The 23,487-nt window shown below is 52.0% G+C and carries 24 protein-coding genes and 1 pseudogene; 21 read left to right on the forward strand and 4 right to left on the reverse strand.

The genetic code is table 11. The features are described 5' to 3' along the window. Positions 1–121: 121 nt before the first annotated feature. Positions 122–1,540: a cardiolipin synthase gene (gene cls / locus MOY_RS01055; RefSeq protein WP_009095538.1), complete on the forward strand. Its 1,419-nt coding sequence runs from the start codon at positions 122–124 to the stop codon at positions 1,538–1,540. A gap of 51 nt (positions 1,541–1,591) precedes the next feature. Beyond that, a complete protein-coding gene (locus tag MOY_RS01060) occupies positions 1,592–2,509 on the forward strand; it encodes a LysR substrate-binding domain-containing protein (RefSeq protein WP_009095540.1) in 918 nt (305 codons plus the stop codon). Between the two features lie 35 nt (positions 2,510–2,544). On the opposite strand, the gene MOY_RS01065 is transcribed toward MOY_RS01060, so the two are convergent. Beyond that, a complete protein-coding gene (locus MOY_RS01065) occupies positions 2,545–3,639 on the reverse strand; it encodes a bifunctional nicotinamide-nucleotide adenylyltransferase/Nudix hydroxylase (RefSeq protein WP_009095542.1) in 1,095 nt (364 codons plus the stop codon). Between the two features lie 166 nt (positions 3,640–3,805). Between MOY_RS01065 and MOY_RS01070 the strand changes: the two genes are divergently transcribed. Together MOY_RS01070 and MOY_RS01075 are read left to right on the forward strand one after the other, a co-directional pair. Continuing rightward, a complete protein-coding gene (locus MOY_RS01070) occupies positions 3,806–4,705 on the forward strand; it encodes a YihY/virulence factor BrkB family protein (RefSeq protein WP_009095544.1) in 900 nt (299 codons plus the stop codon). A gap of 14 nt (positions 4,706–4,719) precedes the next feature. Beyond that, positions 4,720–4,995 (forward strand): acylphosphatase, encoded by a 276-nt coding sequence (locus MOY_RS01075; protein WP_009095547.1) that lies wholly within the window; start codon positions 4,720–4,722, stop codon positions 4,993–4,995. Between the two features lie 7 nt (positions 4,996–5,002). On the opposite strand, the gene MOY_RS01080 is transcribed toward MOY_RS01075, so the two are convergent. Beyond that, complete coding sequence (locus MOY_RS01080) at positions 5,003–5,953, reverse strand: D-2-hydroxyacid dehydrogenase (RefSeq protein ID WP_009095549.1); 951 nt, start codon at positions 5,951–5,953, stop codon at positions 5,003–5,005. 205 nt (positions 5,954–6,158) lie between these two features. Here MOY_RS01080 and MOY_RS01085 point away from each other — a divergent pair, with 205 nt between their 5' ends. The 13 genes from MOY_RS01085 (at position 6,159) to MOY_RS01145 (ending at position 17,014) form a co-directional block, all read left to right on the forward strand. Next, positions 6,159–6,443 carry an FmdB family zinc ribbon protein gene (locus MOY_RS01085; protein ID WP_009095550.1) on the forward strand — a complete coding sequence of 95 codons (285 nt, stop codon included), beginning with the start codon at positions 6,159–6,161 and terminating at the stop codon, positions 6,441–6,443. 66 nt (positions 6,444–6,509) lie between these two features. After that, positions 6,510–8,288 (forward strand): aspartate--tRNA ligase, encoded by a 1,779-nt coding sequence (gene aspS, locus MOY_RS01090; protein ID WP_009095553.1) that lies wholly within the window; start codon positions 6,510–6,512, stop codon positions 8,286–8,288. Positions 8,289–8,396: 108 nt separating this feature from the next. After that, a complete protein-coding gene (gene ruvC / locus MOY_RS01095) occupies positions 8,397–8,951 on the forward strand; it encodes a crossover junction endodeoxyribonuclease RuvC (protein ID WP_009095555.1) in 555 nt (184 codons plus the stop codon). A 68-nt stretch (positions 8,952–9,019) separates the two neighbouring features. Next, a complete protein-coding gene (gene ruvA, locus MOY_RS01100) occupies positions 9,020–9,628 on the forward strand; it encodes a Holliday junction branch migration protein RuvA (RefSeq protein WP_009095556.1) in 609 nt (202 codons plus the stop codon). Between the two features lie 68 nt (positions 9,629–9,696). After that, complete coding sequence (gene ruvB, locus MOY_RS01105; RefSeq protein WP_009095559.1) at positions 9,697–10,734, forward strand: Holliday junction branch migration DNA helicase RuvB; 1,038 nt, start codon at positions 9,697–9,699, stop codon at positions 10,732–10,734. Continuing rightward, complete coding sequence (gene ybgC / locus MOY_RS01110; protein ID WP_009095561.1) at positions 10,731–11,129, forward strand: tol-pal system-associated acyl-CoA thioesterase; 399 nt, start codon at positions 10,731–10,733, stop codon at positions 11,127–11,129. Before ruvB ends, ybgC begins: the two co-directional genes overlap by 4 nt. Positions 11,130–11,255: 126 nt before the next feature. After that, entirely contained in the window at positions 11,256–11,951 is a 696-nt protein-coding gene (tolQ, locus tag MOY_RS01115; protein WP_009095563.1) for a protein TolQ, read from the forward strand. Between the two features lie 11 nt (positions 11,952–11,962). Beyond that, positions 11,963–12,400: a protein TolR gene (gene tolR / locus MOY_RS01120; RefSeq protein WP_009095565.1), complete on the forward strand. Its 438-nt coding sequence runs from the start codon at positions 11,963–11,965 to the stop codon at positions 12,398–12,400. A 13-nt stretch (positions 12,401–12,413) separates the two neighbouring features. Further along, the gene (gene tolA, locus MOY_RS01125) at positions 12,414–13,496 is read left to right on the forward strand and encodes a cell envelope integrity protein TolA (RefSeq protein ID WP_035539699.1); all 1,083 of its coding nucleotides are present in this window, start codon (positions 12,414–12,416) and stop codon (positions 13,494–13,496) included. Further along, positions 13,496–14,782 carry a Tol-Pal system beta propeller repeat protein TolB gene (tolB, locus tag MOY_RS01130; RefSeq protein WP_009095568.1) on the forward strand — a complete coding sequence of 429 codons (1,287 nt, stop codon included), beginning with the start codon at positions 13,496–13,498 and terminating at the stop codon, positions 14,780–14,782. The genes tolA and tolB overlap by 1 nt, the downstream gene beginning before the upstream one ends. Positions 14,783–14,828: 46 nt before the next feature. Further along, positions 14,829–15,371 (forward strand): peptidoglycan-associated lipoprotein Pal, encoded by a 543-nt coding sequence (gene pal, locus MOY_RS01135; RefSeq protein ID WP_009095570.1) that lies wholly within the window; start codon positions 14,829–14,831, stop codon positions 15,369–15,371. A gap of 52 nt (positions 15,372–15,423) precedes the next feature. Continuing rightward, complete coding sequence (ybgF, locus tag MOY_RS01140; protein ID WP_009095572.1) at positions 15,424–16,218, forward strand: tol-pal system protein YbgF; 795 nt, start codon at positions 15,424–15,426, stop codon at positions 16,216–16,218. 34 nt (positions 16,219–16,252) lie between these two features. Continuing rightward, complete coding sequence (locus tag MOY_RS01145) at positions 16,253–17,014, forward strand: YciK family oxidoreductase (protein WP_009095574.1); 762 nt, start codon at positions 16,253–16,255, stop codon at positions 17,012–17,014. A gap of 48 nt (positions 17,015–17,062) precedes the next feature. Here MOY_RS01145 and MOY_RS01150 read toward each other — a convergent pair whose 3' ends face one another. Both MOY_RS01150 and ubiG read right to left on the reverse strand, forming a co-directional pair. After that, positions 17,063–17,755, reverse strand: a complete 693-nt coding sequence (locus MOY_RS01150) for an HAD-IA family hydrolase (protein ID WP_009095577.1) — start codon at positions 17,753–17,755, stop codon at positions 17,063–17,065. Further along, complete coding sequence (gene ubiG / locus MOY_RS01155) at positions 17,756–18,499, reverse strand: bifunctional 2-polyprenyl-6-hydroxyphenol methylase/3-demethylubiquinol 3-O-methyltransferase UbiG (protein ID WP_009095579.1); 744 nt, start codon at positions 18,497–18,499, stop codon at positions 17,756–17,758. A gap of 219 nt (positions 18,500–18,718) precedes the next feature. Here ubiG and MOY_RS01160 point away from each other — a divergent pair, with 219 nt between their 5' ends. The 4 genes and pseudogenes from MOY_RS01160 to MOY_RS01175 all read left to right on the forward strand — a co-directional run. Continuing rightward, positions 18,719–20,017 carry a nucleotide sugar dehydrogenase gene (locus MOY_RS01160; protein WP_009095581.1) on the forward strand — a complete coding sequence of 433 codons (1,299 nt, stop codon included), beginning with the start codon at positions 18,719–18,721 and terminating at the stop codon, positions 20,015–20,017. Between the two features lie 2 nt (positions 20,018–20,019). After that, entirely contained in the window at positions 20,020–20,853 is an 834-nt protein-coding gene (locus tag MOY_RS01165) for a hypothetical protein (protein ID WP_009095583.1), read from the forward strand. Positions 20,854–20,895: 42 nt separating this feature from the next. Continuing rightward, entirely contained in the window at positions 20,896–22,752 is a 1,857-nt protein-coding gene (gene tamA, locus MOY_RS01170) for an autotransporter assembly complex protein TamA (protein WP_009095585.1), read from the forward strand. Between the two features lie 9 nt (positions 22,753–22,761). After that, positions 22,762–23,487: pseudogene (locus MOY_RS01175) on the forward strand (translocation/assembly module TamB domain-containing protein); the annotation flags it as partial.

The raw sequence follows: 23,487 nt of genomic DNA on the forward strand, positions 1-23,487 counted from the left end.
TTGCTTGATATCTTTATAAGCAATACGTGAAATAAAGAAGCCCCGTCCTACGCGGGGCTTTTGTGCATTGGCAGTAAATCGATCAAACAAAGGATCCCTACCGGATGGCGAGGAATAGTCAATGACCTCATGGTTATTAGGGACAGGTATTATGCTGATACACCTTTTGGGGATTGTGTCAGCCATCATGGCGTTAATGTCGAGCCGTACCTCTCAAGGTGCTGTTGCGTGGATTATTTCATTGCTTACGTTTCCTTACGTGGCATTACCAGCGTACTGGTTTTTTGGGCGGCCACGGTTTTATGGCTATGTTTCGGCGAGAGGCGCCCGAGATAACGTTCTAAGGCGAGTGTTGGCACGCTACAGGAACAACGTTAAACCCCACGTTGCACAGCCTAAAAATGCCGATATTCAGGCTGTGGAGCAGCTGGCGATGATGCCTTTAACGAGGGGCAACAGTGCAGAACTACTCATTGATGGTGAAGCGACCTTTAAAAGTCTTTTCGATGGCATAGACGATGCTAAAGATTATCTGTTGCTTCAGTTTTTTATCGTTCGTGACGATGAGCTAGGGCGTCGATTGCAGCGGCACTTGACTCAAGCTGCACAGCGGGGTGTACGTGTTTACTTTCTTTATGATGAAGTAGGCAGCCGAAAGCTTAATCAAAGCTATTTTCGAGAGCTCACCAAAGAGGGCATTGACGTAAAAGCCTTTCGTTCTTCGCGAGGTTTCAAGCATCGGTTTCAGCTTAATTTTCGTAACCACCGCAAAATTATGGTGACCGATGGCAAGAAGGGCTGGGTTGGTGGTTTTAATGTTGGGGTAGAGTATTTGGGGCAGGGTGCTCGTCATGGCCCATGGCGGGATACCCACTTAGCCTTGCAAGGGCCGAGTGTTTTGGGCCTGCAAGAAGCTTTTTGGGAAGATTGGCACTGGGCGACCAATGAGGTCATCACGCTTAATTGGCATGCAGAAACCCATCCGCAAGAAGACCACCAAGTTGTTATCGTACCTTCCGGCCCTGCGGATAAACAGGACACTGCAAGCCTGTTAATTCAACAGTTAATTCATAGTGCGAATGAAAGGCTGTGGGTGACTAGCCCCTATTTTGTGCCTGATCAAGGAGTACAAGATGCGCTTCGTTTAGCGGCGATGCGGGGGCTTGATGTCCGTGTGATGATTCCTGAGCGGCCAGATCATCTGCTGGTATTCTTGTCAGCATTCTCATTTCTACCCGATATGTTAAGAGCAGGCGTTAAAATATACCGTTATCTTCCTGGGTTTTTACATCAAAAAGTGATCTTGATTGATGATGAAGCAGCAAGTGTAGGTACCGTGAATCTGGATAACCGCTCATTTCGACTCAATTTTGAAATTACTGCTTTTATCCCCAGTTCAGCATTTGCTGCGGAAGTAAGTAAGATGCTGGAAGAGGACTTTGCTCACTGCCGACGCGTTACCATGGATGAAATAAACCAGCGTCCTATGTGGAAAAAAGTCGTATCAAGGGCTGCTTATTTGACTGCGCCAATTCAGTGATCAACGGAGCGCCGAAAACAGCTGCGAATGGTTGGGCACAAGGAGTTTTGGGTGAATTTAGAAACAAAATGGCTAGAAGACTTTGTCGCGTTGGCAAATACACGTAGTTTTTCTGCATCGGCAAAACAGCGACATGTAACACAGCCAGCTTTTAGCCGCCGTATCCGGGCTTTAGAGCAAGCAATCGGCGTGACGCTGGTTGACCGCACCACAACCCCGATAGGTTTGACGTCGGAGGGTCAACTTTTTTTAATTACCGCCCGAAACTTGGTTGAACAGTTAAATGAGTCACTAGGGCATCTTCGAGGTTTATCTATTGCTAACGAAGCGCTGGATATCGTTGCTGCTCACTCACTAGCGCTGAGCTTTTATCCGCCATGGATATCGCGGTTACAAAAAGGATTAGGCGAGTTGCCTACCCGCTTGGTTGCTATGAATGTGGGGGAGGCCATTCATGTGCTGCGAGAGGGTAATTGTGACCTGATGTTGGCTTACTATGACCCGTTTGCCACCATGCAGTTAGATGCAGAAGTATTCCCCTCGTTTTCAATCGGGAAAGTGAAAATGTTACCCGTCACCCTTCCTGACGAGAATGGCGAGCCGCTTTTTTCGCTGCAGCGTGATAGCTCCATTCCTTATTTAGCCTACACTCAGGGGGCATTTTTAGGCCGCAGTGTCCGAATGCTGCTGAAGAATGACCCGCTGCGTATGAAGCTTCGCACGGTTTACGAAACCGCCATGGCCGAAGGTTTAAAGGGTATGGTGTTACAAGGTGTTGGCACCGCGTGGATCCCGGATTTTTGTATCCGTGAGGAATTAAAAAGTGGTCGACTGGTAAGGGCAGGAGATGAAAGCTGGGATATTCCTCTCGAGATTCGTCTTTACCGCTGCTCATTAGTGCATAAACCAGGCGTTGAGCGGCTATGGCGTCAGATGATGAAGTTGCCAAGGGATTTTCTACAGGCATAGTTAAGCGGCGTCGATGTCTTCTGACGCCGCTAAGCCTAAAAACTACTAAAGTCGGCGGGGAGCCCTAAAAAATTTTGAATAATAAAAAAGTGGTCTTCAAACAAGCTCTCCGGCCTTAAATCCGCCAATGCCACCCAGCGCGCATGGTCCCCCCCGCGAACCGGTTTAAGGCGTGGTAGCTGCTGGTCAGGACGAAGAGCGAAGTAAAATGCTTCTGCTAGCGTGCGTCCCCGCCAACTACGATGCGGCTCGTCAAATAAGCGCTGCCCGCGAAGGGAACCTTTTAAAACGGGTTCGGGCACTTTGAGACGCAGCCGTTCGCGCAACTCCCTTAAGCAAGCATCTAACAGTCGCTCATGGGGGTTAATAAAGCCCCCCGGTAGAGCAAACAAACCTTTACCGGGAGCCGCCGTACGTTTAACCAATAACACGTGCCCCGACTGGACGACCACCGCGTTAACGGTAACAAAAATAGGTGGGTAGGGCGCGTGTGCCCACGCCTGCCGGTATTGGTCGAGTAATTGCTGCTCTTCTAACAGCTGATGGTAGGCGTCGCCTTGGCAAAAGCTGCCCACACGTTTTACCACTCCAGGCGGCAAGTCGTGATATGCACCGGTGCTAAGGTAGTCATCGGTAGAGCCCAGCGAGCGAAACAGACGCTCGCGTATTTGGCTCGCCGAAATGCCTTCTACTAAGGGTACGCTCACTGACTCCCACTGGGGGAAAAGCGATAAATAATAACTAGACTGCCCACGGCTTGCGCCTATTAACCCAATGCGTGGCAAGCGGGCGTTGGCAGGTGCAGCGAGGTCACGAACTTTCCGTTGAACGTCTCTTACCCATACATCGTCATTATAAAGAGCGTCCAGCAGCGGCGTAATTTCTAGGCGCTGGTTATCATCATCATCAAAGCCAGAACGAATCATGGCTTGGCGTTCATCAAAATGCCATGGGTTGCGTAACGAACGAGCCTGCCAAGCGGACCCCACCAACACAATGACCTGTCTCGCCTGTTTAAGCGCTTCTCGGATGATCGCTAAATGCCCCAGGTGGGGAGGCTGGAAGCGTCCGATAAATACCAAGCAATCAAAGTCGTAAGCCATAGCAGATTCAACAGCATCCGAGTTCATAGGGCTTCCTTGATCGTTGATAAATGAGCGCCATTATGGAGTGGGCTGCGAAGTGACGCAATGTGGTCATACCTGCACCCAGCGCTAGGGTTAGGTATGCTTACTATCTCGAGCAGGCGTTAATGATTGACACGGACGCCCCATAAAGTCGTTTAAGGGAATGGATATGTTCAAGCGCACACTTATTTTTTGGTGGAAGGTAGTACAAGACGCAACTTCCTTATGGTTAGAGCGCAACGCATTTAGTTATGCAGGTTCGTTGGCGTTTTACACGCTATTTTCATTAGCGCCCACTGTCATCATTGCGGTAACTGTTATTGGGGTGGTGCTGGGTGAAGACGCTGCCCAAGGGCAAATCGTTGCTCAATTACAGGGAACGTTAGGCGTAGATGCTGCTTCTGCGATTGAGCAGGCGGTGGCGCAGTCGCGCATTGAAGAGTCTGGTTTGCTGCCCACGTTGCTTGGGTTTGCTGCACTAATCGTTGGCGCGACCACCGTCTTTGCGCAAATGCAGTTTTCGCTCAATACCATTTGGGGCGTAACGGCTAAACCCACCTCAAATAGCATGTTTATATTTATCAAAAACCGTTTGCTGTCGCTGACAGTGGTGCTCTCAATTGGCTTCATTCTGCTTGTCTCTTTGGTGCTTGGGGTAGTAATAAGGGGAATGCTGCAAGCGACCGATCACCTCCTTCCTTATGCCAGCTTATTTACCACATCGCTTGAGTCGTTAATTTCATTGGCAGTCGTTGTGCTGCTTTTTGCGACGATTTTTAAGGTATTGCCGGATGTGGTTTTGAGTTGGCAAGATGTGTTTATTGGGGCAGTAGTGACAGCTGTGCTCTTTACAATAGGGCGCAACATCATCGCCGTGTATCTAGCCTACACGGCTACTGCGTCTACGTATGGCGCCGCAGGCTCAGTGGTGATGATATTGCTATGGGTCTACTACAGCTCGTTAATTCTACTGTTTGGTGCTGCCTTTACACGCTCGCTGCTATTGCGTCGTGGCCGCCCATTGGTTCCTCGTAACAGCGCAGTTCTGGTTAAACGCGAGTTAATTTAAACAGGAGCTACATCATGGAAAAACGTTGTGTTCGTGCTTATGTGACAGGAAAGGTTCAGGGCGTGTGGTATCGAAATAGCACGCAAGCGCAGGCGCTTAAGCTGGGCATTACAGGCTACGCTAAAAACTTGCCAGATGGTCGTGTGGAGGTGGCAATGTGTGGAGAAACCGACGCTGTGACTGCGCTTGGCGAGTGGCTATGGCAAGGGCCAGATGGAGCGCGGGTCACCCATGTTACGTTTGAAGTGTTGGATGACTACCACGCTCCTGATCATTTCTCGACGTATTAATGGGCGCTTACTTTGCGCTTGTTTGCCACGCCGTAATGTTGTCTGCCGTTAACGCCACAATGTTTTGACGGGCTTCAGGGGTAATCCAAGCGTTATGGGGCGTAACAATCAGGTTCAGCGGCTCCGCATTCGCCAGCGCTTCTAACAGCGCATGGCCCTCGCGAGGCGGTTCTGTAGGCAATACATCCACTGCCAGCCCACCAATCTGGCCATTGCGTAACGCTTCTAGGGCGGCGGCTTCATCGATAACGCCACCTCGCGCGCAGTTGATAAGCAGTAGCGAAGACTTCGCTTTTGCCAGCCGCTCTTGATTGATGAGATGGTGGGTAGCCTCATTGAGGGGGCAGTGTAGGCTTATGATATCTGCCCTGGGTAACAGTTCATCGAGAGACGGTCGCTGGTCGGCAGCCTCGTTTCCCGGCCGTGCGGAAAACGTCACCTGCATACCAAATGCTTCTGCTAAGCGTGCTACTTCCGAGCCAAGTTCACCTTGACCAACCATCACTAACTGCTTGCCTGCTAGCTGTAGGGTTGAGTGCTCTTGTAAACAAAAAAAGTCACTTTGTTGCCACTTCCCGGCAGCAATATCCGCCTGGTAGCGTGGCAGACGATTTGCCAATGTCAGCATTAGCATTAGCGTATGCTGTGAAACGCTGGCGGTTCCATAAGCGGTAACATTTTTAACGTCAATATTTTGTGCTTTAGCTGTTTCTAGATCGATATTGTTAAGCCCGGTTGCTAGCACGCAAATAAGCCGTAATTTGGGCAGCTGTGTTAACGTCTGCGCATCTAATTTCACCTTGTTGACGATAGCAACTTCGGCGTCTGCAAGACGTTCAAGCGCTTGTTCTGAGGTGCTTTTACCGTACACTTCAAGATGGCTAACAACTGTTTGAATTGCGGTTAAATCAATATCGGGCCCTAAGCTTTGGGCATCCAGCATGACCGCATGGGGCATTTTATTTTCTCCATTAACTGCCAGTAGGCGCTTGGCCTTGCCCGGCAGGGGGCACAAAAGGGTATAATGTGTCGCTCTATCAACCGCAGTCTTGGAATTTATCCCGACAGGCCACATATTTACAGCCTGTTAACGTCATTTTTATCAAAACGTTAGCCTGTGAAAAACCAGTCTGTTGGAGTTGAGCTTTTCAGGAGTCATCAACATGCCCATCTATGAGTACGAGTGCAAGGCCTGCGGCCATCGCATGGAAAAATTACAGAAAATCAGTGCGGACCCACTCAAAGAGTGTCCTGCCTGCCAGCGCAACGGACTTGAACGCTTAGTTTCAGCGGCAGGTTTTCGCTTAGCGGGCGGCGGTTGGTACGAAACTGATTTTAAGACAGGCAGTAAGAAGAATTTGGTCGCTGATGGCCAAACCGCTTCCAGCGCTACGGGTTCAAAAACTGAATCCCCCAGCGCACCAACGAATAAAGGCGCCGCTGCTTAGCTGCGGCTGTCAGGGGCGTAACGCCCCGCGACAATCTCATTGCCACGTAACAGAACAGGATTAGACATGCGCAGCCATTATTGCGGCCAGCTTAACGAAACTTTGGTGGATCAAACGGTCACCGTATGTGGTTGGGTGCACCGTCGCCGTGATCACGGTGGGGTCATTTTTCTCGACATGCGCGATCGCGATGGCATCGCTCAGTTCGTTGTAGACCCTGATACCGCCGAGGCGTTTGCCCATGCCGACCGCGTCCGCAGCGAATACGTCTTGCGTATTACCGGGCGTGTCCGGCTGCGTCCAGAAGGTACTCAAAACCCCAATATGCCCACGGGTATGATTGAGGTACTGGCCAAAGAAGTAGAAGTGCTCAATACCGCTGCTACACCACCTTTCCAGCTTGATGAGCATGGCAAGGTAGGCGAAGAAGTGCGTCTTAAGCATCGCTATATTGACCTTCGTCGCCCTGACATGATCGAGAAACTGCGTCTGCGTTCGCGTATTTCCCATAACGTTCGCGCGTATCTTGAGAATCAAGGCTTTCTTGATATTGAAACCCCAGTACTCACTCGCGCTACGCCAGAGGGTGCTCGCGACTACCTGGTGCCCAGCCGTACTCACGCCGGCAGCTTCTTTGCGCTACCGCAGTCGCCACAGCTGTTTAAGCAGCTGTTAATGGTGGCCGGATTTGATCGCTACTATCAGATCGCCAAATGCTTCCGCGACGAAGATCTGCGTGCTGACCGTCAGCCTGAGTTCACTCAGATTGATATCGAGGCGTCCTTCGTCGAAGAAAATGACATCATGAACATTACTGAAGTCATGATTCGTCAATTATTCCAAGAAGTGCTAAGCGTGGAGTTGCCAGCGTTCCCGCGCATGACGTGGCAAGAAGCCATGAACCGTTTTGGTTCGGACAAGCCTGACCTGCGTATCCCCCTTGAGCTGACCGACGTTGATGACTTGATGCAACAGGTCGACTTTAAGGTGTTCTCAGGCCCGGCCAGTGCTGAAGATGGTCGCGTAGCAGCACTTAAAGTACCTGGCGGCGCCAAACTTTCCCGTAAAGAGATCGATGAATACACTAACTTTGTCGGCATCTACGGTGCAAAAGGCCTTGCTTGGATTAAGGTTAACGAGCGCGCCAAAGGCCTTGAAGGTCTGCAGTCGCCCATCGTTAAGTTTATGGAAAATGTGGTCGAAGCGTTATTAGACCGTGTGGGTGCAGAGGATGGCGATATCATCTTCTTCGGTGCTGACAAAGCGCGTATTGTTAATGAAGCGATTGGCGCACTGCGTGTCAAACTAGGCGCTGATCTTGAACTTTATACCCAAGCCTGGGCACCGCTGTGGGTCGTTGACTTCCCGATGTTTGAAGCCGACGATAATGGCCGCCTGAGCCCGCTTCACCACCCCTTCACGGCGCCATCTTGCTCGCCGGAAGCGCTGAAGGAAGACCCAGCAAAAGCGCTTTCCCGTGCTTATGATATGGTGCTCAATGGCACTGAGTTGGGTGGTGGTTCAATCCGTATTCACGACCAGGCTATGCAGAGCACTGTGTTCGAGATTCTTGGCATTGGTAAAGAAGAAGCACAAGAGAAATTTGGCTTCTTGCTGGATGCTCTGCAGTATGGCGCTCCGCCCCATGGCGGCTTAGCCTTCGGTTTAGATCGTCTGGTAATGCTCATGGCGGGTGCTAAGACAATCCGTGAAGTGATAGCCTTCCCGAAAACGCAAAGCGCAGGCTGCTTAATGACTGATGCGCCGGGCGAAGTTAGCCTCGACCAGTTAAAAGAGCTGAATATTCGCCTGCGCCAAAAGGCCAAAGCTGACGCTACTGAATAGCATTCCAGTACGCTAAGCTTTATCCAACACCGACGCCCTGCGTCGGTGTTTTTGTTAGCGACGTTTTTGTGAGCGATATTTTATTGCCAGCACAGTTGAGCACGTTAAATGAATGGAATCGAAGCAGCCCCCACTATTAGGATTTTAGGTATTGATCCCGGTTCGCGCATCACCGGCTATGGGGTGATTGACCTTGTTGGTGTCACGCCAAAATACGTCGCAAGTGGCTGTATCCGTACCGCAGAAGGGGCCTTAGAGCAGCGTTTGGCGCAAATTTATGCAGGCGTAGCCGAGGTCATTGGCTTGCATCGTCCTAATGCGGTGGCCGTTGAGCGTGTTTTTATGGCTAAAAATGCCGATTCAGCGCTTAAATTAGGGCAGGCCCGAGGCGCGGCGTTGGTGTGTATCGCCAACCACGGTTTAAGTATCGGCGAGTACGCTGCACGACAAATTAAACAGGCGGTTACCGGACAAGGTGGGGCTGATAAAGGCCAAGTGCAACACATGGTAACCGCCATACTTAAACTCTCCGCCACGCCACAAGCCGACGCAGCGGATGGGTTAGCTATTGCGCTCACCCATGCCTATGCAGGCAGTGGGCTGAGCACAACGCGCTCGTCACGAGGGCGCAGCAGGTCCTCCTCAGGACGCTGGCGACTCTAACCGCTGCTGGTCATCTGTACAGGGTGGCTTTATAGTAAACAGCTGTTTTGAATGTTGCGAGTAACCTTATGATTGGTCGTTTGAGCGGTTCTCTGCTGGAAAAGCAACCCCCGTGGATTGTGGTCGACGTTCACGGTGTTGGCTATGAGTTAGAGACCTCAATGAATACCCTAGTAGCACTGCCTGCTCCCGGGGAGAGCGTTTCACTCTATACCCACCTTACTATTCGCGATGATGCTCATCTTCTTTACGGCTTTGCCCGAGAACACGAGCGCGCCCTGTTTCGCGCCCTGATCAAGGTTAATGGCGTTGGCCCTAAGCTAGCGTTAGCTATCCTCTCTGGGATGGACGAAGAGGCTTTTATGCGCTGTGTTAGAGACGATGATAGTAAAGCGCTGACCAAACTCCCTGGGGTGGGCAAAAAAACCGCAGAACGCTTGATCATTGAAATGCGCGACCGCTTCCCCGAATGGGAAAATGGCAGTCATGCACCTCTAGCGCTGGAAGCGACAAGTGGCCGCCCAGCCCCTCGGGATAGCTTTGCAGATGCTGAAGCTGCGCTGGTTAGCCTGGGTTATAAGCTAACAGAGGCATCTAAAATGTTGGCTGATATTAATCCTAATCAATCAACAGAAGCGCTGATCAAAGCGGCTCTAACGAATCGTATGAACGGGTAAGTGTCCTTGTTCATTTATGGTTAACGACACTGCGTGCGGTTAAGCAAGCCATCAAAAAAAGAGCCTCTATGTTAGAACACGACCGGTTAATCGCTGCTGAACCCGAACAGGGGGAAGTGCGAATTGACCACGCTATTCGCCCCAAGCGACTTAAAGAGTACATCGGCCAGCCTCGGGTGCGAGAGCAGCTAGAGATATTTATTGGCGCGGCCAGGCTTCGCGAGGAAAGCCTGGATCACACGCTGGTATTTGGCCCTCCTGGGCTTGGCAAAACGACGCTTGCCAATATCATTGCCACGGAAATGGGGGTGGGGCTTAAATCAACCTCTGGTCCAGTGCTTGAACGGGCAGGTGACCTAGCGGCGATGTTAACCAACCTTGAGCCAGGCGATGTGCTGTTCATTGATGAGATCCACCGCTTATCGCCTGTGGTTGAGGAAGTGCTTTATCCCGCAATGGAAGACTTTCAACTCGACATCATGATTGGTGAAGGGCCTGCAGCTCGCTCTATTAAGCTCGACCTGCCCCCTTTTACGCTAGTGGGCGCAACAACACGTGCGGGGCTATTAACGTCACCGCTGCGTGACCGCTTTGGTATCGTCCAGCGCCTTGAGTTTTATAATTTAGAAGAGCTCACTGAAATTGTTTCTCGGTCGGCACGCCTTCTTCGGGTAGAAACTAGCCAGGAAGGCGCCGTGGAAATTGCCCGCCGGTCACGGGGGACGCCGCGTATCGCCAATCGCCTTCTACGGCGTGTGCGGGATTACGCGGACATCAAAGGTAACGGGGTAGTGGATGCTAGCTTGGCGGATGCTGCGCTGAACATGCTTAATGTCGACCATCATGGGCTTGATCACATGGATCGTCGCTTGTTACTGGCAATGATCGACAAATTTGATGGCGGCCCTGTGGGGGTGGATTCACTATCCGCAGCGATAGGGGAAGAGCGCGATACCATCGAAGACGTTATAGAGCCTTACCTCATTCAGCAGGGCCTTATGATGCGAACACCAAGAGGGCGTATGGTGACCCGCCAAGCGTGGCTGCATTTTGATAGGGTTCCCCATGAACACTCTGTCAACGTGGAAGGAGAGCGACGTCCATGAGCCATGGCTTTACTATGCCAATACGCGTTTACATGGAAGATACTGACGCTGGCGGGATTGTCTACTACGTTAACTATCTGAAGTTTATGGAGCGTGCGCGTAGTGACTGGCTGAGAGAATTAGGAATAAATCAGCAAATGCTGCTAGACGAAGGAACACAGCTAGTGGTATACCGCTTGGCCTGTCACTATGCCAAGCCAGCTCGCTTAGATGACCAGCTGGTGGTAAGTGCCTCAGTGGAAACTATCGGGCGATGCCGTATGACGTTTGAACAGCAGGTTCGACGTAATGAGGAACTCTTGTGCGCTGCGACAGTCGAGATAGCCTGCTTGAGTGCTAAGACGTTGAAGCCTAAGAAATGGCCCGCCACGCTTAGTCTGCTAGGCGAGGCCTAACGATTTTAAGCGCTTGATTTATAGTGCGGCTAACGAATGCTGAGTTCTTTGCAACGCTTGGCGGATATCACCGCGAATATCACCACAGTCGGATAAGCCGACGCTAATTGATTGATGAGGGCAACTGTGAACGATAACACCATGTCCATTCCCCACTTGATAATGAGTGCCAGTACGGTTGTTCAACTGGTGATGCTGCTACTAGTAGTGGGGTCAATCCTCTCGTGGGTGGTGATTTTCCAGCGCAGCATTGCGCTGCGTAAAGCAAAGCAAGAGTACAACCAATTTGAAGAGTCGTTCTGGTCTGGTGTCGACCTGAACGAGCTTTACCGAGAAATTCCAGCCGACGATCCGCGCCATGGTGCTGAGCATGTCTTTCAAGCAGGGTTTCGCGAGTTCAATCGGCTAATGCCTAAAACCCGCAATGCTGACTCAGTATTGGATGGTGTTCAGCGTAGCATGCGCGTTGCATGGTCCCGTGAAGAAGACCGCTTAACCCAACATTTGGTTTTCCTGGCCACCGTCGCTTCAGCTAGCCCCTATATTGGCCTATTTGGCACCGTGTGGGGCATCATGGGTTCCTTCCAAGCGCTCTCCATGACACAGCAAGCCACCTTAGCAACGGTTGCGCCATGGATTGCAGAGGCCTTGATTGCGACAGCCATGGGGCTTTTTGCTGCTATCCCGGCGGTAATTTTTTATAACCGCCTGTCAAATGATGCGGCTCGTTTACTGGGCAAATATGAAGACTTTGCCGAAGAGTTTCACGCTATCTTGCACCGTAATCTGCAAGGCCGTGACGGCAAGCCTAACGCCAGTTAAGGGAGTCTGCCATGCAAGGTCCATTCAACCGTAGCGGCAAAAGCAAGCCGATGGGGGAAATCAACGTCGTCCCCTTTATCGACGTTATGTTGGTATTGCTGGTGATATTTATGATCACCACCCCGTTGCTCACCCAAGGGGTAGACGTAGACTTGCCGCAAGTCACTTCTGAGCCAATCGAAACCCAAGAGGATAGCGACCCGATCATCATCTCTGTTGATCGTGAGGGTAACTATTTTGTTACCTTGGGCGAAGACACATCCGTCGTCTCTCTTGATCAAATGGCTGAGCGGATTATCGCTATTTTAGAACGCCGTCCTGGCACACCGGTCATGGTGCGCGGTGACCGTAACGTTCCTTATGGCCAAATTGTTCTGCTCATGAGTACGTTACAGCGCTCTGGCGTCGCTAATGTGGGGCTGCTTTCCGAGCCACCACAAGATGGGTAAAGGTAACGCACAGATGGCTGCCGATACTCATCGAGACCCCCAAGACGTTGGCTACACGCTACCGGTCATTTTGGCTATTGCGGTGCATTTGATGGTAGTCGTATTTAGCTTGATCAGTTTGCCAACATCGACAGCAGAGCCCGACTCTTCTTCTATTGTGCAGGCGACGCTTGTCAGTACAGAAACATTCACGGATCAGGCACAGCAGATTACGGAGCAGCAGGCGGCGCTGAGCAGAGCCGCAGCAGAGGCAGAGGCAGAGGAGGCTGAGCCAGAACCGGAGCCGGAACCTTCAACGGAACCCTCCCAAGAGGCTGCTCAACAGCAAGCAGCTGAGGAGGCAGCCCAGCGCGAGGCTCGGCAAGCCGAAGAGCAGCGTGCACTAGAAGAGGCCCAAGCCCAGGCTGAAGAAGAGGCTCAGCGGCGTGCTGAAGAGGCTCAACGTTTAGCACAAGAGCAGGAAGCCGAGGCGCAAGCGCGTGAGGAGGCTCAGCGCCAACGAGAAGCAGATGAGCAGCGTGTGCGTGAAGAGGCTGAGGCACAGCGCCAACGTGAAGCTGAAGAGCAGCGCGCCCGTGAAGAGGCTGAGGCACAGCGCCAACGTGAAGCTGAAGAGCAGCGCGCTCGTGAAGAGGCTGAGGCACAACGCCAGCGCGAAGCCGAGGCTCAGCGGGCTCGCGAAGAGGAGGCCCGGCGTGAACGTGAAGCCGAAGAGCGCCGTGCGGCAGAAGCAGCCGAAGCTGCTATGCAGCGTCAATTAGCCGGTGAAGCAGAGGCCGCAGCCAATGCTCAGCAAGCTCAGCAGGCTGCTAATAGCTTCATCAACATTGTTAGGCGTGCGGTAGAGCAGGCTTGGATAATACCGCCAGGTGCAAGTAATGCGATGAGTGCTACGATTCAAGTAAGGCTTGGGCCATCAGGTGAACTGTTGGCAACTTCTATTGTTACTTCAAGTGGCGATAGCACGTTTGACAGGTCTGCGATGCAGGCCGTCGAACAAGCTGCACCTTTCGGCGAGTTACGAGAATTGCCCGCCGATCAGCAGCGTAATTTACGCCAATTTAATCTGCGATTTACCCCGGGGGATGTTCGCTGATGCAAACCTTTAGCAAAGTGTGGCTGTTTTGCGTATTGCTGTTTGTCAGCAGTGCAGTACATGCAAATCTTACGATCGAAATAACGCGTGGGAGTGATCAAGCGCTCCCCATTGGCGTGGTGCCTTTTGCTGGCGGTGACGATATGCCAGAAGACATTGCCCAAATTATTCACGATAACCTAGAACGAAGCGGGTTCTTCTCACCGCTTGAGCGTAGCGCAATGTTTGACCGCCCAAGCCAAGCCAGCGAGGTTGAATTCGGCACATGGCGTTCGCTGGATGTACGCTACCTGGTGGTTGGGCGCGCCCAGCAAACCGGTAGCGGCTACCAGCTACAGTTCGATTTAATGGATATCAGTGGTCAACGCCGCATAATTAGTGAAACGGTTACCGCCGACGCAAACGACCTACGCGGTGCAGCTCACTACATTAGCGACCAGATTTTCGAGGCAATCACCGATATCCGAGGCGCTTTCTCAACGCGCATTGCTTATGTTACGGCTCAGGGGCTTGGTGACAATATGCAGTTCGGCCTTTATGTGGCTGATGCTGATGGTCGTAATAGCAAACAAGTGCTTACCTCTGATCAGCCGATCATGTCACCTTCATGGTCGCCAGATGGCAGAAAGCTTGCCTATGTATCTTTTGAAACCGAGCGCCCTGCTATATATATCCAAGATGTAGCCACCGGGCAGCGGGTGCAAGCCACCTCATTTGAGGGCATCAACGGAGCACCTACCTGGTCGCCCGATGGCCGACGTATAGCCATGTCGCTCTCTAAAGATGGCCAGCCAGAAATTTATATTCTGGACGTTGCTAATCGCTCTGTTGAGCGTATTACCCAAAGCAGCAGCATTGATACTGAGCCTGCTTGGGCGCCCGATGGCCGCAGCCTTATCTTCACTTCTGACCGCAGTGGCGGCCCGCAGATCTATCGCCACGTATTAGGCAGCGGAGAAACAAATCGCGTTACGTTTACGGGCAATTACAACGCCCGTGCTCGTTACTCGCCAGACGGTGAACAGATATTTTTAATTCACCGCTCAAGCCGTGGTTACCAAGTCGCACGCCAGGAACTCGATGGAGGTCGCTTAGTTGTATTAAGTGAATCTACAAGAGATGAATCTCCTAGTGTTGCTCCGAACGGGACCATGGTAATCTTCGCTACCCAACAGGGTAACAATGGGGTGCTGAGTGCTGTATCGGCCGATGGTCGCTCGTCATTTAGATTACCCGCAGCACAAGGTGATGTCCGCGATCCCGCGTGGTCACCTTTCTTAAATTGATCTTGAACCGCATTTGTTTTCTGTTTTTCAGGCAAGGAGTCTGATTATGCAACTTAAACCGTTGGCTCGCTCATTGGCAGTAGCGTTATCTATCGTAGTTATCGCTGGCTGTTCCAGCACCGGCGGGACTCAAGATGGTGACTCATACGGCAGCCAAGATGGCAGCAGCATGGGCTCTACCACGGGTGTTGGCACTAGTGGCCAATACGGCTCCACGTCAGGCTCTGGTGCAGGTGCCGGTCAGCAAGCTGACTCGCGTATCCCTGAGGTACGCACCATTTACTTCGACTTCGACCGCGATACCATCAAGGGCGAATACGAGTCAGTGGTAATGGCGCATGCTCGCTACCTGCGCGCTAATCCAAATGCACAAGTTGTACTACACGGCCATACTGATGAGCGTGGCACGCGTGAATACAACATGGCACTGGGTGAGCGTCGCGCAGGAGCCGTTCAGCGCTTCCTGAATATTCAAGGTGTATCACCTTCACAAATGAGCGTGGTTAGCTATGGTGAAGAGCGCCCAGCTGCAAGCGGACAAACTGAAAGCGCGTACTCACAGAATCGCCGCGTTGTGTTCAATTATTGATGGCGTTGGCGTGCTAAAGACACGCCAATAGCGTACTACCTACGGAGTCATCATGAATCACAGTCTCAAACGCTATTTTGAGAGGCTGTGCGGTGCGGGAGCCTTAGTGCTCCCGCTGTCCGTATTGCCCCTGATCGCTGTTGCTCAGCAGCCGCTTGTTCAAGATCTCTCCTCGGGCTCTTCCAGCGGTTTTTATCATCAGACCCAACGCCAAGAAGCCTCAGGCGGAAACTTGGTGCTTTTTAACCAAGTTCAAGAGCACCAGCAGGAAATTCAACAGCTGCGTGGCCAAATTGAAGAACTGCGCCATCAGCTGGAACAGTTACGTCGCCAATCTCAGCAGCAGTATTTAGATATTGAAGACCGCTTAATGAGTAGTGGCCCCAGTCAAATTGAGCAATCTACTCCGCAGGTCGAGCCTGAAGCAGCGGAGCAGGTGGTTAACGCGCCTTCGGCACGCAACGTCAGTGAAGATGTCCAGGCGGACTACCAAGCGGCATTTGCTCATGTGCAAGCAAGACGCTTTAGCGACGCCATTGCTGCTTTTGAAGCATTTGTGGCTGACCATCCCGACAGTAGCCTGACCGCCAATGGCCACTATTGGCTGGGTGAGCTTTATGCCGCTGAAGGCGAACTAAGTTCAGCGGATGAAGCCTTTAGCCGTGTAATAGAGCAGTACAGCAGTAGCAGCAAAGTACCCGATGCACTTTACAAACTGGGGCTTGTAAAAGCACGCCAGGGCGAGGCTGAACGCAGCAGAGAACTGCTTGAGCAAGTGCGCGATGACTATCCGCAAAGTAGTGCTGCCGGTCTCGCGAATGATTTTCTCCGTCAGTCTGCTGGATAACCCTGTTTAATTTTTTTCGCTTCAAGGAAACCTCATGAGCTGCAAAATCGACTATCAACCAACGGCCAACCTGTTAGAAAATCGCGTCGTGTTGGTAACCGGTGCGGGTGACGGTATTGGCCGCGCTGCGGCGCTAAGCTATGCCCGCCATGGGGCAACGGTTGTGCTATTAGGGCGTACCATCGCAAAACTTGAAAGCGTTTACGATGAAATTGAAGCTGCAGGAGGGCCACAACCAGCCATTTTTCCGCTGAACTTTGAGGGCGCGACGCTCAAAGACTTCCATGACATGGCTGAAACGCTGGATAAGGAGTTTGGACGCTTAGATGGGCTGCTTCACAACGCCGGGTTGCTGGGAAGGATTACGCCCTTTGAGCAGTATAATCCCGAGCTGTGGGAGCAGGTGATGCAGGTAAATATCAATGGGCCTATTTGGATGACGCAAGCCCTATTACCATTGCTGCAACAATCCAAAGATGCATCGGTTATCTTCACTTCATCAAGCGTAGGTCGTAAAGGGCGTGCTTATTGGGGAGCGTATTCGGTTTCTAAGTTCGCCACTGAGGGATTTGCTGAAGTGTTGGCCGATGAGCTGGAAAATCAGGCAAATGTACGCGTTAATACCCTTAATCCGGGTGCAACGCGCACTCAAATGCGCCGCTCCGCGTTTCCGGGTGAAGATGCCACGACGCTGCGTACACCAGAAGAAATCATGCCAACTTACCTTTGGTTAATGGGCCCAGATAGCACCGGCGTTAGTGGCCAAAAACTAGATGCCCAACCGCCTCGCGTTTAACAACATCAGAGGCGGGGTTAGCAAGGTGCTCTAAACGTTATTGCTTACTTATTGATTAGCAGTGTGATGAAACGCGTTTAGAGCATCAACCAAATCTTCACACGTTTCAAACCAGATATCAGCGGGCCACTGTTGATAGTTATCCTCCTCACTAATGTAGCCATAGCCAACCGCGACGGCCGTCATTCCCGCCGCTTTAGCTGCGTCTATATCACGCACGTGGTCACCGACATACCAGCACGCTTGTGGGGCTACGCCAAGACGGTGCGCTGCTTCCCAAAGTGGTTCAGGGGCGGGCTTCTTCACGCTAAGGTCATCAGCGCAGAGTAGTGCGCCTGGCTTTAATGCTAGAGCATCAAGTAAGGGCAGGGTATAGCGTCTAGGTTTATTAGTAACAATTCCCCATAAACGCGCTTGTGCGTGCCAGCGGGTTAGCCACTGATCCAGCGGTTTGAAGACCTGACTATGCACCGCCACGGCTTGTTCGTAGGCATCCAGTAGATACTCTCGCGCTGTATCGTGCGCCTGGCTACCACTTTCAAGACCAATCGCCAGTGTCACCAGCGCACTCCCGCCATTGGATACCTGCCCACGAATTTGTTCATATGCCAGCGGCGCTAGCCCATGGTGCTGCCTTAAGGCATTCGTTGCTTGTGCTAAATCTGGCGCCGTATCCACTAACGTGCCATCCAAATCGAACAGCACGGCCTCAGGCACTGCAGTTGGAAGTGTCGATGGCATTTATTGGCTCACTTTGCGGCAATACATCATGTAGTTAACTGATACATCATTGGCTACTAGTCGATAACGCCGGGTTAATGGGTTGTAGGTAAGCCCTGTTTGTTCCCGTACCTCAAGCCCTGATATCCGTGACCAAGCGGCCATTTCAGAGGGGCGAATAAATTTTGCGTAATCATGGGTACCGCGAGGTAATAATCTCAGCAGATACTCAGCGCCCAGAATCGCAAAGGCATAAGATTTAGGGGTACGGTTTAAGGTGGAGAAGAATACGTACCCCCCAGGGCGTACTAATTGGCTACAAGCACGAATGACAGAAGCGGGGTCTGGAACGTGTTCTAGCATTTCCATGCAGGTAATGATGTCAAATTGGCCTGGCTGTTCATCAGCTAAGGCTTCAACGCTAATGTTGCGGTAGTCAATTTCCACGCCGCTTGCCTCAGCATGTAAACGTGCGACGCCTAACGGGGCTTCACCTAGATCGATTCCGGTAACCTTGGCGCCACGATGCGCCATTGACTCGCTTAATATGCCGCCGCCGCAGCCGACATCGAGCACACGTTTTCCAGCCAGGCCAGAACGGGCATCAATAAAATCAAGTCGTAAGGGATTAATGTCGTGCAGAGGCTTGAATTCGCTCTGCGGATCCCACCAACGGCTCGCGAGCGCTTCAAATTTAGCAACTTCCGCTGCATCGACGTTGCCTTGATAGCGATGAGCAGTGCTATCCTGAGGTGACGCTTGCATATTTTGCACTCCTTAGCCTAAAGGGGATTTGTCTGTCAGCATATGCCAGGATGCTATCGCCTTCGCTTGTTGGCATATCAAGTAGCAAGGTGGCATCCGGCCATTCGTTCAGTATTATGTCATTCTAACCACTCCGGGGGCGGAACGCATGAAAAGGAACTTTGCATGATCCATAACAGCCTATTTTCCCGAATATTATCCTGTCGGGGAGCGTGAGCGATGCGTGTATTACTCCATGGTAGTGAACTAAGTGCTGCAACAGCCGCCGCCGCGTTAGCCTGGGTTGGCCATCACGTCGACTGGCTGCTGCATGAAGAGGCTCAGTGGGCCGCGCTTTCAAAAGAAGACTGGTTGCGTCGCGAACCCGAGCTTATGACACATATTGAGCAAGCTTTCTCCAGCGGCACGCTGCGAATTATCGAAACGCTTGAACAAGCCAACACTCCCGATGTGATATGGCTTGCGTTATCGCCTGGGCAGCGTCAATCAGCTAATACGTTACTTCAGCACCCCATGTTTGAGTCGCATAGTGGCGCTGTATTAATTAATAACTCGACCTTCCCGGTCGGTGAAACCGAGCGACTCCATGCCGTCATGGGCGCTCAGCACAGCAGCGTTGCGCTGCCTGACACCCTTGAAGAGGGCCGAGCTTGGGCATCATTTACCCGCCCAGTACGATGGCTGTTGGGCTGTGATGACGCCATGGGGGAACAAGTAGCCCGGGAGTTACTGCGTGCTTTTAATCGACGCAGCGAAGTATTTCAGAGGATGCCTTGCCGGGCAGCCGAACTAACCAAGCTTGCTATTAATGGCATGTTAGCGACACGCATAAGCTATATGAATGAAATTGCGGGCCTAGCAGATACGCTTGGCGTTGATGTGGAGCACGTTCGTCAAGGAATGGGCGCAGATACCCGCATCGGGTTTGAGTATTTGTACCCAGGCTGTGGTTTCGGTGGGCCTAATTTCTCCCGTGATTTGATGCGCCTAGCAGATGTTCAGTCGGCAAGTGGTAGATATTCAGCGCTGCTTGAGCAGGTAATGGATATTAACGAACAGAAAAAAGAGACGCTGTTCAGAAAACTATGGACTGCCTTTGAAGGCAATTTGGCGGGTAAAACGATCGCCATTTGGGGAGCTGCTTTTAAACCTGGTACTGCGCGTATTGATCATGCACCGGTACTAACTCTGCTTGAAGCTCTTTGGGCACAGGGTGTTAAGGTAAGGCTGCATGACCCCGCGGCTATCCCGGCTTTGTATGCGGCAGTGGGCGAACGTGACGATTTAACCACCTTCGAAGGGGATCCTTATGAAGCCTGTGAGAGCGCTGATGCACTGATGCTCGTCACAGAGTGGAAATCCTATTGGAACCCTGACTGGCATCGTTTAGCCTCATTACTAAGCGCTAAGTTAGTGCTCGATGGGCGTAATATCTACGACCCAGCCTTCGTAGCAAGCTGTGGCTTACGCTATAGAGGGATCGGGCGACGTGCCGACCCGACCACTTTTGAGGAATAACCATGCCTAATAGCTCTTCGTCCCAGCGCATTGTTCCCGATGTGGATCAAAGTTTGACCGCGCGACACTTGCGTCACCGCAGGGGGCCAAGGCTATGGCCATTGTGGCTGGTTATGATAGTGATCATTATTGCGTTGGGTGCAGCTGCCGTCAGCCTTTGGTACGAGCGTGAGCGCTTGTTAAGTGAGTTTAACCGCGTAAGCGGTGAAGTCTCTAACCTTCACGCTAGGCTAGACTCGGGTGACACGGACACCCAGGATACGATAACCTTTGTACAAGCACAGGTGGCAACGCTGTTCCAAGAACAGGAGCAGCTAGCAATGGTAGTGACTAATACGCGTGAAGAGCTCTATGGCTTGTTAACGGCTAATGAAGAACTTGTTTCAAACGATGCAGTGAGTTCGCTTTCGCAGTCACTTGAACAGTTTCGGGAACAGGCAAGCCTTCGTGATGGACAGCTAGCAGCTATTCGTGCGTCCCTAGATGCGCTGGAGCAGTCGGGCACTTCAGGTCGGCAAAACTTACTTGAAGAGGTCTCTCATCTGGAAGAGAACACAGCACAGCGCTTAGCAGCACTTGAGCGCCAGCTGGCGAGCGAAAGCGATGAACTAGAAGCTGAGTTTGCTCGCTGGCGTGAAGCAACTGATCAGCAGTTAAGTACGCTTTCCTCAACCATTGAGAATTTAAGCACTGCGGAGTCGCCGGCAGCGACCCAGGCATCTCTGGAAGAACTAGAGCAGCAGTGGTCACAGCGGATAATTACTTTAGAAAGCGACATTCGGCAAGTACGCCAAGCACAGCTTGCTTTTAGTGCGCAGATGGAAATGCTCCGGTAGAAAATGCCTACCGAATTGCTGATTTAGTTAGGGATGAAAGGTATGGGAAAACAACGGCGATGGCCTGTGGCCAAAAAGGCAGCTTGCTTAGTGATACTGCCACTCTTCACGTTGAGTCCCACCACATGGGCACTAAACGCAGCGATCAGTGGGGTGAGTAGCCCAGTTGAGAACAATATTGATGCTTATTTACAAAGTATTGATGAAGAACAGTACACCGATGTGCGCCTAAGCGGTGAAATTAGGCAGCGTACCCTTGAAGCCATGCGCGTTTTTGGTTACTACGAACCTGATATTACCGTTGAGCTGAACCAAACACCGATCTCGGTGCGTATTGAGCCCGGGCCCCAGGTAAAAATTGAAGTGCTTTCGATTAACGTTGAAGGCGATGCGCAGAACGACCCACCTTTTCAGGCCGCCCTAGATAATTTTCCATTGCGGGAAGGTGATGCCTTACGACATGCGCCATGGGATAGGCTGCGTAATCAGTTTTCGGGCCTAGCCATTGAGCGAGGCTATTTTGATTGGTCGTTTGCTGATCGCAGAATGGAAGTCAGACCTTACCTTGAAAGCGCTCGTCTCTACATGGATTTTAATAGCGGGCCTCGTTATCAATTTGGTGAGACGTCTATTGCCGGTAGTCACATCGAGCCTGAGCGTCTGCGTCAAATGCAGACATTTGAAACCGGCGCTCCTTACTTGGCTGAATCCCTAGCCCGCTATAACCAGCGTCTAGCGGAGACAGGGTGGTTTAGTTCCGTCAGCGTACGTCCCCGGCTAGAAACCGCTCAAGAGCTTACTATCGCGCCCTTTTCTGGCGGTGCTTCTTGGTGGAACGAAGCGACTGCGTCTCAGCCCCAGCGGCCTCGCCTCTCCAGTGCGGCATTAGCCAGCGCCTTGAGCCTCAACCGTCGCGATGAAGACGATACGCGCCTGCCCATTGATGTGAGCGTTGAACCCGCTGATCGCCATCAGTTTGAGGTCGGTATCGGCTTCGCGACGGATGTAGGGCCTCGGTTGCGCTTTGGCTGGCAACAGCCCTGGATTAATCGCTTCGGCCATAGCCTCAATCATGACCTCTATATTTCCGCACCTGAGCAGCGCTTCACGGGTGTCTACAATATCCCTCTGGAAGACCCCATACGCGATAACTATCGCCTTCAATACGGTGTGCGTAACCGAGACGATGGGGATACCCAATCGCTCGAGGGTACGGTTGAAGTAGCGCGACGCTGGGAGTTTGAAAATCGTTGGGTACAAACGCTGTACTTTCGTACCACGTATGAAGACTTCACCCAGGGCGGCATTTCAGATGATGTTTGGTTGTTTTACCCTGGCATCCAGTGGTCTCGAACACGGACTCAGCCCCAACGATTTCCGCTATGGGGCGACCGTCAGCAGCTTTCCATCGAATATTCTGATACCACATGGGGGTCCAGCGCTCACTTTGCCCGGCTGACGGGAGATACAGAGTGGATTCGCACCATTGGAAATGACAACCGATTCTCAGCACGCTTGAGTATCGGTGCTATAGAAACCGATGACTTTGATAAGCTGCCTCCCTCACTACGCTTCTTTGCTGGTGGTGACCGTAGCGTTCGGGGTTACTCTTTTGAGAGTTTATCGCCCAAAAACGAAGAAGGCCGTTTGCGTGGCGGGCAACAATTACTTACGTCAACGCTTGAGTATCAGCGGCGAGTGACAGGAGAGTGGTGGGGAGCAACCTTTGTGGACAGTGGTGACGCCTTCGATAACTGGGGGCCAGAAGATCTCAAAACCGGTGCTGGTGTAGGGGTGCGTTGGATATCACCCGTGGGCCCCATTCGCTTTGATGTCGCTCATCCCTTTGACAATGATGACGACTGGCGTGTGCACTTTTCCATTGGACCGGAATTCTAGGAGAGTATTTTGGCTAAGGTTGAAACACGGGGCCCTGCAAAGCGTCAGTTGCTCTCGCCTAAACGTCGCTTATGGTTAGCGGCGTGGAGCTTTATTCGCTTATTTATCGTTGTGCCCCTTTGGTTATTGGGTCTCGTAGCGCTGCTGCTGGGGGTTGCACTCTCACCTTGGGGCACCGGGCAGCTGTTTTCACAAGGCGAGCAACACGGTTATTTCACCTTTGAACAACAAGAAGGAGCGCTGCTGGATCGATTCACGCTCCAGGGCTTCCAGCTTGCTATCGGTGATACACGCATCCAAATTGATGACTTCGAGCTAGCCTGGGCGGATGACTGTGTCCTTTCGGGACGCTTGTGCTTAGAGACGCTGCGCCTTAAAGGGGCCGATATCCAGCTAAGCAGTGGCGCAGATACTTCGGACGAGGCTGATGATTACTCCTCCGGGCAAGCTCGCATTCAATTGCCATTTCCTATTGAACTGCGTTCCATTGAGATCAGTGACGTTCAAATTCAACTTGAGGATGGCACCCGGCTTAACTGGGATACATTTACCACTTCTGCCGTGGCGGAAGGAAATCAGCTGGCTATTGCACCTACAGCGCTGATACGGCCAACGCTTTATCTGCCTCCATCGCCTGGCGTGCAGCTTACCCAGGGCATCGAAACACCTCTGATGGCTGAAGGTATCGATGGCGCTATCGTTGCTGCACGCCCTATAGGCAATGGCACTTCCGCC

This window comes from Halomonas sp. GFAJ-1, assembly GCF_000236625.2.
Lineage (GTDB): Bacteria > Pseudomonadota > Gammaproteobacteria > Pseudomonadales > Halomonadaceae > Vreelandella.

Excerpts from the sequence above, each read along its gene's own strand:
- cls (WP_009095538.1), top strand. The coding sequence starts at position 122 with ATGACCTCATGGTTATTAGGGACAGGTATTATGCTGATACACCTTTTG.
- MOY_RS01075 (WP_009095547.1), top strand. The coding sequence starts at position 4,720 with ATGGAAAAACGTTGTGTTCGTGCTTATGTGACAGGAAAGGTTCAGGGC.
- ruvA (WP_009095556.1), top strand. The coding sequence starts at position 9,020 with ATGATTGGTCGTTTGAGCGGTTCTCTGCTGGAAAAGCAACCCCCGTGG.
- ybgF (WP_009095572.1), top strand. The coding sequence starts at position 15,424 with ATGAATCACAGTCTCAAACGCTATTTTGAGAGGCTGTGCGGTGCGGGA.
- pal (WP_009095570.1), top strand. The coding sequence starts at position 14,829 with ATGCAACTTAAACCGTTGGCTCGCTCATTGGCAGTAGCGTTATCTATC.
- tolA (WP_035539699.1), top strand. The coding sequence starts at position 12,414 with ATGGCTGCCGATACTCATCGAGACCCCCAAGACGTTGGCTACACGCTA.
- MOY_RS01150 (WP_009095577.1), bottom strand. The coding sequence starts at position 17,755 with ATGCCATCGACACTTCCAACTGCAGTGCCTGAGGCCGTGCTGTTCGAT.
- MOY_RS01145 (WP_009095574.1), top strand. The coding sequence starts at position 16,253 with ATGAGCTGCAAAATCGACTATCAACCAACGGCCAACCTGTTAGAAAAT.
- MOY_RS01085 (WP_009095550.1), top strand. The coding sequence starts at position 6,159 with ATGCCCATCTATGAGTACGAGTGCAAGGCCTGCGGCCATCGCATGGAA.
- MOY_RS01070 (WP_009095544.1), top strand. The coding sequence starts at position 3,806 with ATGTTCAAGCGCACACTTATTTTTTGGTGGAAGGTAGTACAAGACGCA.
- tolR (WP_009095565.1), top strand. The coding sequence starts at position 11,963 with ATGCAAGGTCCATTCAACCGTAGCGGCAAAAGCAAGCCGATGGGGGAA.
- MOY_RS01065 (WP_009095542.1), bottom strand. The coding sequence starts at position 3,639 with ATGAACTCGGATGCTGTTGAATCTGCTATGGCTTACGACTTTGATTGC.
- ubiG (WP_009095579.1), bottom strand. The coding sequence starts at position 18,499 with ATGCAAGCGTCACCTCAGGATAGCACTGCTCATCGCTATCAAGGCAAC.
- tolB (WP_009095568.1), top strand. The coding sequence starts at position 13,496 with ATGCAAACCTTTAGCAAAGTGTGGCTGTTTTGCGTATTGCTGTTTGTC.
- tamA (WP_009095585.1), top strand. The coding sequence starts at position 20,896 with ATGGGAAAACAACGGCGATGGCCTGTGGCCAAAAAGGCAGCTTGCTTA.
- MOY_RS01160 (WP_009095581.1), top strand. The coding sequence starts at position 18,719 with ATGCGTGTATTACTCCATGGTAGTGAACTAAGTGCTGCAACAGCCGCC.
- MOY_RS01165 (WP_009095583.1), top strand. The coding sequence starts at position 20,020 with ATGCCTAATAGCTCTTCGTCCCAGCGCATTGTTCCCGATGTGGATCAA.
- ruvC (WP_009095555.1), top strand. The coding sequence starts at position 8,397 with ATGAATGGAATCGAAGCAGCCCCCACTATTAGGATTTTAGGTATTGAT.
- ybgC (WP_009095561.1), top strand. The coding sequence starts at position 10,731 with ATGAGCCATGGCTTTACTATGCCAATACGCGTTTACATGGAAGATACT.
- ruvB (WP_009095559.1), top strand. The coding sequence starts at position 9,697 with ATGTTAGAACACGACCGGTTAATCGCTGCTGAACCCGAACAGGGGGAA.
- MOY_RS01080 (WP_009095549.1), bottom strand. The coding sequence starts at position 5,953 with ATGCCCCATGCGGTCATGCTGGATGCCCAAAGCTTAGGGCCCGATATT.
- aspS (WP_009095553.1), top strand. The coding sequence starts at position 6,510 with ATGCGCAGCCATTATTGCGGCCAGCTTAACGAAACTTTGGTGGATCAA.